Here is a 12780-nt window from a genome sequence, read left to right as displayed (position 1 = left end):
CTTATAATATAATCGCAATTAATCCGCCAGATCCTTCGTTAATAATTCTTTCTAGCGTTTCTTTTAATTTATATCTCGCATTTTCTGGCATTAAAGATAGTTTTGCTTGTATGCCTTCTCGAACAATAGAGCTAAGCGAACGTCCGAATATATCAGAATTCCAAATTGATAATGGGTCATCTTCAAAATCCTGCATTAAATAACGAACTAATTCTTCACTTTGCTTTTCAGTACCAATGATTGGCTCAAACGTTGACTCCACATCTACTTTAATCATATGAATAGATGGCGCTACAGCTTTTAATTTCACACCAAACCTTGAACCGTGACGAATAATTTCTGGCTCATCTAAGCTCATGTCAGCTAGCGCAGGCGCTGCTACACCATATCCTGTTTGCTTTACCATACGCAGGGCATCCGCCACTTGATCGTATTCTATTTTTGCATGAGATAAATCGAGCATAAGCTTCAACAAATGATCTTTCCCTCTAATTTCTACTCCTACTACTTCTTTTAAAATTTGATCATATAATTCATCTGGTGCATATAAATCAATCTCTGCTACGCCTTGCCCCATATCAATGCCAGCTAGGCTTGCTCGATCAATAAATTCATACTGACTAAACTGCCAAACGACGCGGTCCACATCACGAAGACGTTTTATATCCTTTACAGTCTCTTGAACAGCTTCTTGATAGCTTTGGCGTAACCAATGCCCTTCATTTAGCACCATCACCCAGCTCGGAAGGTTAACATTCACTTCTAAAACCGGGAACTCAAATAACGCTTCTCGAAGCACATTATACACATCTGTTTCCCTTAAACTCTCTACACTCATCGCAATGACTGGGATATCATATTCTTCAGATAAACTTTGGCGCAATTGCTCTGTATCTGGATGATACGGCTGTACAGTGTTGATGATCATAATGAAAGGTTTTCCGACTTCTTTTAACTCATTTACTACGCGTTCTTCTGCCTCTATATAATCTCTTCTTGGAATTTCACCAATCGTTCCATCTGTTGTAATGACAACACCAATCGTTGAATGCTCTTGAATTACTTTACGTGTGCCGATTTCTGCAGCTTCATGGAATGGAATAGGCTCTTCATACCAAGGAGTATTAATCATGCGCGGGCCATTCTCATCTTCATAGCCTTTTGCTCCTGGAACCGTATATCCGACGCAATCTACTAATCGAATATTCACTTCAAGACCTTCATCTACTTCGATAGAAACCGCTTGGTTTGGAACAAACTTCGGTTCCGTCGTCATGATTGTACGACCAGCAGCACTTTGAGGCAGTTCATCCTGCGCCCTTTGACGGTCAGACTCATTCTCAATATTAGGAATAACTACAAGTTCCATAAATTTTTTAATGAATGTTGATTTCCCTGTTCGAACAGCTCCTACAACTCCAAAATAAATATCACCGCCTGTGCGTTCCGCAATATCTTTAAAAATATCTACCTTTTCCAAGTGATTCCCTCCCTCAATATTTTTGGGAATAATTCCACGTTTATAGTCAACTAATACCTTCTCTAACGTTGCCTATAATATCTGATATAATATAATGGTATTCTAGAAGTTCGGACAATATATCATATAATTTTGTCCAATTTCATATGACTATTAAAAAATACCTTTTGTTTGCATCGCAAGTTGTGTAACATAAAAAACCTTTCTTCTAGAACTTATTCACTAAAAGAAAGGTTCATGACTTATGATTTTAAAAAAATTGGTTCTCCATTCTTTACCGTATACGGTAAAGAATACGCAGGTACAAATGGAGAATCGTTCGAAAGTATATTCCGAATATCTTCCCCCTCCTTAAATTGACCTTCATTTTTTTTCAACGCTTCATATAAGTCGATTCGATAATCAACATAAATTTCTCCCTTTTCATTGATTACAAAAGGAAGCCCCTTACCAGAATATGGACTTGTCACTTGTGGCACATCTTTATATCCTAGTTTTTTGAAATCTAATTCATACACACCATCTGAAATTACCTTTTTAAAAGGTGGATATTGATGTTCATCCCGATACATCCTAAGCTTTAATGCTAATTCCTGGATTTGTTCAGCCATCCTAACATCAATTAACTTTACTGTCGGGTTTGTTTCAACGTCTATTAATACGTATTGGTACACTCCTCCGCTTTCATACGCATTTCCCGGCGCTTCTTGTATGTAACGCGGCGCAATCTTTTGAAAATCGATTGGATACTTTTGATAAATAGGCGTACTCATATCCCGCGTCTTAATTGGCAATATCCCATCATTTTGCTCCTTAAATGTCGCTACCGCTTTTTGAACAACCTGTAGTTGATCTTCATAAGGAACAGCATTTTGTCTCATATTTTCTTTCGGATACAGACACCCTGTTAAAAGGCTCATACAACAAAATATTAAAATAATATGGACTTTTTTCACTAGCAATCACCTTTTCATACTAATATAACTTGCTCCGTATGTAGCATTTTCGAGACCATCCCCTTTACTGCTGTACAGGTCCACTAAATACAACAAGAAAAATAACAATTCCTGACACAATCATAAGGGTGTACGCTACTAATGCTGTAATCCCTTTCAAAAATTTATTCTTTATTTTGTATCTACTTAATAAAATAAAACTTACTGCAAAAAACATAAATCCAATTGCCCCTAAAGCAAACCACATTTTTAAAAGCCCTTCTGACATATACACACCCCATTTTATTAATCTATTTTTATACTATTTTAACAAATTAAAATCTTTAAACAAATACAAAAAAGAACATTTCACTACAAATTGCAAATATGTAACTTTAATCAACTGGTTTTTTCACAACTTTCACTAATCTAGATAAAAATAAAACCGAAGCGAGTGTATCTCTCGCTTCGGTTGACCAAATATGCCCAAAACAGCTCTATTCCCATACTTTCATGGCTATCATATGCAATCTACAAACTCTTTGTTTCTCATATATTTTATTTTTTAAACATTTTGCTTAACGAGCCAAAATCAGCGGGCATATTATTGTTAATGATCGCTTTTACAATTTGATCCTCTTGTTCTTTCGGCACTTCACGTCCTGCCATAAGAGCCACTTGATGAATCAATTGACGAAGCACAGTCTCATCACGTAAATTCGCGTTTTGCACAGATGATGCTAATTTAAAAATATCTTCTTTATTCACTTTCGCTTCTTTTTCAATGTTATTAAAAATATTATTATCCATTCTTTTCACCCTCTCCTCAAGTTACTCTTCATCCTATGCAAAAATAAAAAAATGGTGAAAATACCCAAAAAAATAAAAAGCGACAGAAGTACAAATGTACTTCTGTCGCTTTTCTTTAAAGTAAGTCTGGTATAGCTTCCACTTCATGTTTTCGAACACGCCCCATCAATGAGCCTACTGCATCTTTCACATTATTCCCATTGAATAGCACATCATATAAAGCAGCTGTAATCGGCATTTCAACTTCCATTTTCTCAGCTAATTCGTGAGCAGCTTTCGTTGTTCTCACACCTTCTACAACCATACCCATACTTTCTAACACTTCTTCTAAAGAGTGCCCTTTTCCAAGCATATTTCCAGCGCGCCAATTTCGGCTATGAACGCTTGTACAAGTTACGATTAAGTCTCCCATTCCAGTTAGACCAGCAAACGTTAACGGATTTCCGCCCATTTTTCTACCTAAACGAGCAATCTCTGTTAAACCACGTGTCATTAATGCTGCTTTCGCATTATCACCTAATCCAAGACCATCAGTTATTCCAGCAGCTAATGCGATAATATTTTTTAACGCACCACCAAGCTCAACTCCAACGATATCTGGATTTGTGTATACACGGAAGTAGCTATTCATAAACAAGTCTTGTACTTCCTCAGCCGCTTCCATACGCTTTGCTGCAGACGTAACCGTCGTCTCTTGACGTAAACCGACTTCTTCAGCATGACTCGGTCCAGACAGCACAACAACGTCTTTAATCAAGTTCTCTGGAATTTCTTCCTCAATCACTTCCGAAATACGTTTTGACGTACCAGGTTCAATTCCTTTACTTGCATGAACCCAAGTAATCGGACCCGCTACATATTTCTTCATATCTTGCAATACTTCTCTATACGCTTTCGTTGGCACTACAAGAAGTACTACATTTACATCTACTAATGCTTCTTCTAAAGAAGAGTAGGCTACGATTGTGCTTGGCAATGTAATTCCTGGAAGGTATCGACTATTCTCATGTTTCGTATTAATCTCATCCATAAGTTCAGATCGATTTCCCCAAATTCGTACATCATGTCCATTGTCAGCCAATACCATCGCTAACGCTGTTCCCCAGCTACCTGCTCCTACTACTGTGATTTTTGTCATAAAATCACATCCTCTCCATTAGTCTCTTGCTCTAGCGATAATGTGAATCGGCGTTCCTACAAAACCGAACGCTTCACGTAAACGATTCTTTAAGAAGCGCTCATATGAGAAGTGCATTAACTCTGTATCGTTTACAAATATAACAAATGTTGGTGGTTTTACCGCAACCTGTGTCGCATAGAAGATTTTCAGACGGCTACCATTATGAGTTGGTGTTGGATTCATCGCTACCGCATCCATAATTACATCATTTAATACGTTCGTTTGAATACGAATGCTATGGCTTTCATTTACTTCATTAATAACTGGTAATAATGTTTGTGTACGTTTTTTCGTTTTTGCAGATAAGAATACAATCGGTGCGTACTCTAAAAATTGGAAATGAGCACGGATGTTTTCTTCAAATGCTTTCATTGTTTTTTCATCTTTTTTCACTGCATCCCATTTGTTTACGACGATAATAACAGCACGTCCTGAATCATGAGCATATCCAGCAATTTTTTTATCCTGTTCAATAATTCCTTCTTCTCCGTCTAAAACGACTAAAACAACGTCAGAACGTTCAATCGCTCTAAGTGCACGAAGTACACTATACTTTTCTGTACTTTCGTATACTTTCCCTTTTTTACGCATACCAGCTGTATCGATGATTACATAATCTTGACCATCTTTACTATATGGCGTATCAACAGCATCACGTGTCGTTCCCGCTATATTACTTACAATTACACGTTCTTGACCAAGAAGTGCATTTACAAGTGATGATTTCCCTACATTTGGACGTCCAATTAAAGAGAAACGGATTGTTTCATCATCGTACGCTTCTTCTTCAATCTTTGGAAAATGATTTGCAGCTTCATCTAACAAATCACCAAGTCCTAAACCGTGTGTACCTGAAATCGGGAATGGCTCGCCAAATCCTAATGCATAAAAATCATAAATATCACTACGCATCTCTGGATTATCAACCTTATTTACCGCAAGTACAATTGGTTTTTTAGAACGATATAAAATTTTAGCAACTTCTTCATCCGCTGCAGTTACACCATCGCGACCATTCGTCATAAAAATGATAACATCTGCTTCATCAATCGCTACTTCCGCTTGTTGACGAATTTGTGTCAAGAACGGCTCGTCTCCAATATCAATTCCACCTGTGTCAATAATGTTAAACTCATGATTTAACCATTCTCCCGCACTATAAATACGGTCTCGCGTTATACCTGGTATATCTTCTACGATTGAAACTCTTTCTCCAACAATTCTATTGAAAATAGTAGATTTTCCTACGTTCGGGCGGCCTACTATTGCTATTACTGGTTTCGGCATATACTTTCATCCTTTCAACTTGCTTCTGTTTATTATGTAAAAAACCCTTCTTTGTGCAAGAAGGGATTTGCATTCCAGAATATTTCTCAACGTATCAAAACACCTCACATTATAACACACGTTGCTAATGTTTCACAATAATATATACATTCTCTTGTAAGCGATGCGCAATACCATCTAAAATTGCCTCTAAATTATTTGCAACAAATTCTAATTCCTCTGTCGATTCACAAGTAAACAAAGGGGCACCACCAGCAAATTTCTCTGGCGCTGTTGTAATAACTGCGAGAATTACACTTTCTAACATCATCCCTTATCTCCCCTTCCTTTCGGGGCTTCCGATGACATATGAACAGCACTTTCTAACGTCGGCACATTTCCTATGACACCTATCGCTTTCTCTGCATCTTGATCTTGTGGCAAGACAAAGATTCCAACCCTACCATCTTCTAAATCACGCTTTGCTAACGGCACAAGCGCCGGCGTACCAGAATCTCTATAAATCCCTAAAGCGACAGAAACATCATGTAAAATAGCTTGTCGTTGTCCTAAGTTTGAGATTGTCACCATCGCATCAATTGATTTCGGCCTTAAAATAAAGCCCATTCCATACTTCATAATTTCCTCTTGCCTCGCTGGCAATCCAATATTCATAATGTAAATATTATCAATATACAGCCCCGCTCCTTCAAAACGAAGTGGAACATGCTCGATATCAACAAGATCATGTAACCTTTTGCCCGACATTAATTTTTTTGCGATAATAAATGCGATGATAGCCATAATTACTCCAGCAATCCATGAACGGAACCCTATATATGCAAACGTCGTTGCAAACGACGTTAACATCGCCAAATAGTTCCGACTTTCAAAAACTAATGCAATCCCTTCAATATATGTATTTCCACGCGGTACGAGCTCATATCCATCTAATTGTTGAAGTGTATTTCTTTCCATATTACGCACATCACGAAACTGCGTTGCTGCCAATGTAAGAAACGTAATAGCAGAAAAATCTTTTTTCAAAATTGACGGAATCGCAATTGCTCCTAAAGCCGCTGCAATTAACCCCATCGCAACGTGAATAATTTTCCCGTGGAGTCTCGTCGGATATTGTCGCGTATCTGTCCGGAGCATTAGCACTCTCGTTACTGTCCCCGCTATTACTCCGCATAAAATGGCCGGTGTATATTCAGTCATGTATTACCCTCGCCTTTCTTTTACGTGTTTTCCCTTTGAACTGTTCCATATATACTGATGCTTTTGCAATCCAAAACAAAATTGCCATAAACAATGTAGAAACGGCGACGATATCAAAAAACGCTAAGCTACCGTAATCGTAAGGGAAGTGTAGTTTCCGAAAAATAAGTGTCACAAACAATTCTCCCTGTAACATTCCTACATAAAGAGAACATAATCGTAATATGCGATCTTCGTGTAGTAAAACCGATGCATACACAAGAGCACTACTTAACAAAAACAGCCTATCCACCACAATCCAAATTGGATCATATACTTCTAACAAATGAAAACTTGTATATAACATTGCAATAATAAGTGCCGAAAGTAAGGTATATAATTTTTTCCAAATAGAATAGAGCGTGATTCCTATAAAAGCAACAATACAAAGCAAAAGCGCATTTACTGATACCGCGAATGAAGCAATCGTTACATGCAACGGAGAGCAAATAATAAAAATCAATATACAGGCGCTTAGCTTCCACCGAATAGAATCCTTTTTCATAAAAAAAGTTACGACAATCCACCCTATCCAAGCTATAAAATAAAAAGTACTCCCTTCCATCATTTCACCTCCTATGTTTTCCATTATGGGAACTTTTTATGAAAGTTAATCCACTTTCTTCGCGCATAGTTTTTTCATATAACAGCAACACTTTTAATAAGGAGGTGCTATTCATTATGGGTAAAGATCGTCAAGAACGAAAACTAAGAGAATCACGCCGCGTTGAATCTGATCGTGACCAATCACTACAATATCCAGGTGCAACTGGACTAGATACACCAGAACAAGCTCGCAAGCAGAATCAGCACTAATGAATACAAAAAGACGGTTTCGATATTGTACGAAACCGTCTTTTACATTTTACTTATATCGAAATAATATTTCATATATAAATCTTTCTAGGATTTTTTACCTCCACCTATTTCCTTTGACAAAATCAAACAATTTCCAATCATTCAGCCGTACAATACCTACAATTTCCAACCTCTATTTCAGTCGAAATTTTCACAAAATAATGTTTATATACATAATAATAATTTTTTTATTTTTATAGAATATTAATTCATCACTCACTTTATATTACTAAAAAAGAGCAGAAAACAAAAAAATCAACCAAACGGTTGATTTTTTATCTTCTACTATAATGCGTCGTATCAATACCACGCTGCGTTAACCAATGATATGTTTCACCCTTTACAACAAGAGGCACAGCCTGTAACTCTTCTATCGTCTTCGCACCAAGAGCTGTCATAATAAATTTCAAATCTGTATGTAAAAGATCAATTTCATCCACTAACTTCTCAATACCATCTTGCATTAAAATACGTAAAAAGTAACCAGCAAACGCAGTTGTATTCGCCCCTAATGCGATTGCTTTCGCTACGTCGAGCGCTGTTTGTATACCCCCAGATGCAATAAAAGAGAGGTTATTATTTGTAGAGGTTGCTTCAATAATCGAGGTTGCTGTTTGTATGCCCCAGTTATTAAAATAAGAAAGCATTCGCTGTCTTCTTTCATTTTCAACAGCAGCAAAATTCGTACCACCTTGTCCGCCAATATCAATTGCCGTTACACCTACGCTCGCTAACTGCTGCACGGTTTCCTTACTCATCCCAAATCCAACTTCTTTTACAATGACAGGAACTTTACTATTTAAAACAATTTTCTCAATGCGCTGAAGTACACCAGTAAAGTCACGGTCTCCTTCTGGCATTGTTAACTCTTGTATGACATTTAAATGAATTTGCAATGCATTCGCTTCAATCATATCAACGGCACGCTCTGCCTGTTCGCTAGTTGCCTCACTACCTAAATTAGCAAAGAAAATACCATTTGGGTTTACTTTTCTAATAATCTTATAAGAAGCAGCTTCACTTTCATCTTTTAACGCCGCCATTTGCGAACCTACAGCCATAGCAAGATTATGATGTTTCGCTACATATGCTAATTGCTCATTAATATGTAACGTTTTCTCTCCTCCACCACCAGTCATCGCATTGATAAAAATCGGCGAACTTAGTGAAAGTTCGCCGATTTTTGTTTCACATGTTATTGTGTCATAACTTGAATTTGGCAAACCTTGATGCACAAAATCAATATCATGAAAGCCATGCGTACGAGACTGACCAGTAGAAAGAGCGTATTCAATATGATCTAATTTACGTTTTGCCCTTACCACTTGTACCCCTCTTTATTTCTTTAATTTTTTCAGTTGTTCACCAATAATATCACTTAATTGGAAAGTAGCAGAATCAGCATTTGGTTCATACTGACTGTAATCTTCAATTACATTATTTTCCTCAAGCGCTTCTTTTATACTTAAAGAAATACGTTTCTCTGCTACATGGACTTCAAGCACTTTCACTTTTACTTCTTGTCCCATTTCCAATACTTCACTTGGATTTTTCACGTGACGATTTGCAATTTGAGATACGTGCACAAGACCTTCAACGCCAGGTAAAACTTCAACGAATGCACCGAATGTAACAAGACGTTTTACTACTCCCTCACGAATATCTCCAGCCTTTAGTTCGCCAGCCACATTTTCCCAAGGTCCTGGTTGAGCTGCTTTAATTGATAAAGAAATACGTTGTGTATCAGCATCAACAGATAACACCTTTACCTTTACCTTTTGCCCTTGCTCTAATACTTCAGAAGGTTGCTCTACACGTTCGTGTGAAATTTGTGAAATATGAACTAAACCGTCCACACCACCAACATTTACGAAAGCACCAAAATCAGTTAATCGTTGTACTGTTCCTTCAACAACGTCGCCTTCTTTTAATGAAGAGATTGCTTCTTTTTTCTTAGAATCTAGCTCTAACTCTACTACTGCTTTATGCGAAAGGATTACACGATTTTTTTCGCGGTCTAATTCAACAATTTTCACGGCTAATTTTTTGCCTTTATAGTCAGTAAAATCTTCTACATAATGTACTTCTACAAGTGAAGCTGGGATAAAACCACGAACACCAAGGTCCACAACTAATCCACCATTCACGATATCTTTTACAGTCACATCAAATACATGACCAGAAGTAAATTTCTCTTGTAATTCTACCCATGCCTTTTCTGCATCAACTGCACGTTTAGATAAGACAAGATCATCCTCTTCTAATTTAATAACCTTTAATTCTAGTGTTTGATCTAATTCTACTACATCGCTTGCTTTTTCAATATGAACGTTAGCTAATTCACTAATTGGAATTACGCCATCTGTTTTGTATCCAACATTTACAAGCACTTGTTTCTCTTCAACCTTCGTTACAGAACCTGTAACAACGTCACCAACTTGTAATTCTTTTGAATCCATAACTTCTTCATTCATTTTCTCTACCATGGAAATACCTCCCTACAGAATTGACAAAGCATTTTTTATGTATATACGAAATGAAAACGAATGTTTTCATTTGCATGTTTAAGAATTTATCATCACATACTCAGTTTTCATACATTTCACTAGAAAATATATTAAACCTATATAAATAGTATACAGCAAAATCATCTTGAAGAAAGTATGTTTTGAAATATAATAGCGAATATATTCTGAAAGTTTTATCCCTCTTTTACTAACTTCTTACAAATCCGATCATTTGTCAAGGAAAGAGGTTCACAATTCACGTATCCTTTACATTTCTATACAAACAAAAAAAGAAAGAGGCTATCCCCTTTCTTTATTTCGCAAACACTCCTGAAACAATACTCATAATTTTTCGGACAACTTCTTCAATTGATAAAGAAGTTGTATCTAATTCCAATGCATCATCAGCTTTTTTTAGAGGAGAAACTTCGCGTTCTGAATCTAATTTATCACGCTGAGCAATTTCTTCTTTTAACTGCTCTAAATTAGAATCGAAACCTTTATTCATATTTTCTAAATGTCTTCTTTCTGCTCTTTCTTCAACAGAAGCAAGCATAAAGATCTTCACTTCAGCATCTGATAACACATGTGTACCAATATCACGGCCATCCATTACAACGCCGCCTTTTTCCGCTAACTCTTGTTGACGACGTACCATTTCTTCACGAACAAGGCGATGTTTCGCTACAATAGATACTCGATTCGTCACATCAGGTGTACGAATTACTTCAGAAACATCTTGTCCATTTAAAAATACAAGTTGTGTATTTTCTCCTTGTTGAAACTCAATATTCACATTTTTTACAACTTCCATTAACTGCTCTTCATTTTCAATGTCCACTTTTTGCTCAAGGGCTGCATATGTAATCGCACGATACATTGCGCCTGTATCAATATAAACGTAAGAAAGTTTCTTCGCTACTACTTTCGCAACTGTACTTTTTCCAGCAGCTGCTGGACCATCTATAGCAATTGAAATTCGTTTATCCATTGTAACACCTCATTTTTTCACTTATAAAACAAAACGAAAAGCAGGCATTCTCCTGCTTCTTCTCATTTGCTTCACGTCATTAAATCCTCAATTATTGTAGCATAATCCTTCATAGAAGAAAATGAAAACTACCTATTCACCTGTAAGGTTTCTACTTTGTTTTTTACCATGACACCTTCATAATAAACAATTTTAGATAAATATTTCACTGATGACTTATGTATAAATAACAATTGCACAACCGAAAGACAAATGAATTGTATTACTAATATACGAATAATAATTTGCTCCACCTTTTTCAACGTAATTGCTCCCTCCTATCCTATATTTACACTTTCCGTTTCGTGGTTTTACACATCGTACATATAGCAGCTAACTTTATTGTCATTTTCGAGGCATACTTTTATACATTTCCATTGTCGAATTTACTCAAAACATGTTATGTTCTAAATGTATTTTTTTACTTGAAAGGGGTATAAGCATTGAAAAGAATCCTAGTTTTACACACAGGTGGAACAATTGCAATGGAGGAAGATAAAGAAACTGGGGTCGTACAACCAGGTGAAAAAAATCCTCTTTTAAAATTTATTCCTGATTTAGAAGGCGATGTTGATTTGATCGTTGAAGACGTGTTCCATCTACCATCTCCTCATATGACACCGAGCGAAATGTTACAATTACAAGTCATCATCGATGAAAGAGTAAAACAAGACAACATTCATGGCGTAGTCATTACGCATGGTACGGATACATTAGAAGAAACAGCCTATTTCTTAGATTTAACAGTACAGGCAACTATTCCAATCGTTGTAACAGGCGCAATGCGTTCTAGTAATGAATTAGGTGCTGATGGTCTATATAACTTCTTATCGGCTGTAAAAGTCGCTAGCTGTAGTGAAGCAGCTGAAAAAGGTGTTCTAGTCGTATTAAACGACGAAATTCATTGCGCTACAAATGTAACGAAAACACATACTAGTAATGTAGCAACATTCCAGAGTCCACAGTATGGACCAATTGGTATGGTAACAAAGCGCGGCGTTGTATTCCATCACGCTTTAGTACATCATGAAACATATTCAGTAAATAAAGTTTCTAAAAACGTAGTTGTTCTAAAAGCATACGCTGGTATGGACGATACATTGTTAGCAGCAATTGAAAACCTTCCAGTAGATGGGATTGTTATTGAAGCACTTGGACAAGGTAATTTACCTCCAAGAACACTTCCTAGTCTAGAACGATTAATAAACAAAGGAATTCCTGTCGTATTAGTTTCTCGTTGTTTCAACGGCATCGTTCAAGATGTATATTCATATGAAGGTGGCGGCAAGCAATTAAAAGATATGGGTATTGTATTCACATACGGTTTAAATGCTCAAAAAGCACGCATTAAATTATTAGTTGCATTAGAGAATACAACTTCTCATGAATCAATCCAAAATATGTTTATGCACGATTAAAAAAGAAGCTGTCGAAGTTTATTTCGACAGCTTCTT

Annotated in this window: 15 protein-coding genes; 2 read left to right on the top strand and 13 right to left on the bottom strand. The window is 36.6% G+C overall.

What is annotated here, in order from left to right; translation table 11 throughout:
- Position 1 precedes the first annotated feature (1 nt).
- The 9 genes from spoIVA to PDL00_RS14525 form a co-directional block, all read right to left on the bottom strand.
- Positions 2–1480, bottom strand: coding sequence for a stage IV sporulation protein A (spoIVA, locus tag PDL00_RS14565; protein WP_000416519.1), 1479 nt, complete (start codon positions 1478–1480; stop codon positions 2–4).
- Between the two features lie 242 nt (positions 1481–1722).
- Entirely contained in the window at positions 1723–2436 is a 714-nt protein-coding gene (locus PDL00_RS14560; protein ID WP_262740717.1) for a hypothetical protein, read from the bottom strand.
- Positions 2437–2500: 64 nt separating this feature from the next.
- A complete protein-coding gene (locus tag PDL00_RS14555; protein ID WP_001289002.1) occupies positions 2501–2704 on the bottom strand; it encodes a DUF2768 domain-containing protein in 204 nt (67 codons plus the stop codon).
- Positions 2705–2973: 269 nt separating this feature from the next.
- Positions 2974–3225: a stage VI sporulation protein F gene (locus PDL00_RS14550; protein WP_000369753.1), complete on the bottom strand. Its 252-nt coding sequence runs from the start codon at positions 3223–3225 to the stop codon at positions 2974–2976.
- Positions 3226–3340: 115 nt separating this feature from the next.
- Positions 3341–4363, bottom strand: a complete 1023-nt coding sequence (locus PDL00_RS14545) for an NAD(P)H-dependent glycerol-3-phosphate dehydrogenase (protein WP_000161774.1) — start codon at positions 4361–4363, stop codon at positions 3341–3343.
- A gap of 18 nt (positions 4364–4381) precedes the next feature.
- Positions 4382–5692 (bottom strand): ribosome biogenesis GTPase Der, encoded by a 1311-nt coding sequence (der, locus tag PDL00_RS14540; RefSeq protein ID WP_001125888.1) that lies wholly within the window; start codon positions 5690–5692, stop codon positions 4382–4384.
- A 124-nt stretch (positions 5693–5816) separates the two neighbouring features.
- Complete coding sequence (locus tag PDL00_RS14535; RefSeq protein ID WP_061677809.1) at positions 5817–6002, bottom strand: capping complex subunit for YIEGIA; 186 nt, start codon at positions 6000–6002, stop codon at positions 5817–5819.
- The gene (locus PDL00_RS14530; protein WP_061677810.1) at positions 5999–6892 is read right to left on the bottom strand and encodes a YIEGIA family protein; all 894 of its coding nucleotides are present in this window, start codon (positions 6890–6892) and stop codon (positions 5999–6001) included. Before PDL00_RS14530 ends, PDL00_RS14535 begins: the two co-directional genes overlap by 4 nt.
- Positions 6885–7496 carry a YphA family membrane protein gene (locus tag PDL00_RS14525; protein ID WP_242251094.1) on the bottom strand — a complete coding sequence of 204 codons (612 nt, stop codon included), beginning with the start codon at positions 7494–7496 and terminating at the stop codon, positions 6885–6887. Before PDL00_RS14525 ends, PDL00_RS14530 begins: the two co-directional genes overlap by 8 nt.
- 116 nt (positions 7497–7612) lie before the next feature.
- Between PDL00_RS14525 and PDL00_RS14520 the strand changes: the two genes are divergently transcribed.
- On the top strand, positions 7613–7747 hold the full coding sequence (locus PDL00_RS14520; protein WP_000513900.1) for a YpzI family protein: 135 nt from the start codon (positions 7613–7615) through the stop codon (positions 7745–7747).
- A 317-nt stretch (positions 7748–8064) separates the two neighbouring features.
- On the opposite strand, the gene PDL00_RS14515 is transcribed toward PDL00_RS14520, so the two are convergent.
- The 4 genes from PDL00_RS14515 to PDL00_RS14500 all read right to left on the bottom strand — a co-directional run bounded on the left by PDL00_RS14515 (position 8065) and on the right by PDL00_RS14500 (position 11589).
- Positions 8065–9114 (bottom strand): type 2 isopentenyl-diphosphate Delta-isomerase, encoded by a 1050-nt coding sequence (locus PDL00_RS14515; protein ID WP_242251092.1) that lies wholly within the window; start codon positions 9112–9114, stop codon positions 8065–8067.
- Between the two features lie 12 nt (positions 9115–9126).
- The gene (rpsA, locus tag PDL00_RS14510; RefSeq protein WP_242251090.1) at positions 9127–10275 is read right to left on the bottom strand and encodes a 30S ribosomal protein S1; all 1149 of its coding nucleotides are present in this window, start codon (positions 10273–10275) and stop codon (positions 9127–9129) included.
- A 334-nt stretch (positions 10276–10609) separates the two neighbouring features.
- Complete coding sequence (cmk, locus tag PDL00_RS14505; RefSeq protein ID WP_242251088.1) at positions 10610–11287, bottom strand: (d)CMP kinase; 678 nt, start codon at positions 11285–11287, stop codon at positions 10610–10612.
- A gap of 128 nt (positions 11288–11415) precedes the next feature.
- On the bottom strand, positions 11416–11589 hold the full coding sequence (locus PDL00_RS14500; protein ID WP_088029087.1) for a YpfB family protein: 174 nt from the start codon (positions 11587–11589) through the stop codon (positions 11416–11418).
- A gap of 180 nt (positions 11590–11769) precedes the next feature.
- Between PDL00_RS14500 and ansA the strand changes: the two genes are divergently transcribed.
- Positions 11770–12744, top strand: a complete 975-nt coding sequence (gene ansA, locus PDL00_RS14495) for an asparaginase (RefSeq protein WP_071721983.1) — start codon at positions 11770–11772, stop codon at positions 12742–12744.
- The last annotated feature ends 36 nt before the right edge of the window (positions 12745–12780 follow it).

The organism is Bacillus cereus group sp. TH152-1LC (genome assembly GCF_027710505.1).
GTDB lineage: Bacteria > Bacillota > Bacilli > Bacillales > Bacillaceae_G > Bacillus_A > Bacillus_A mobilis.
This window is presented reverse-complemented; position numbering and strand designations above follow the sequence as displayed.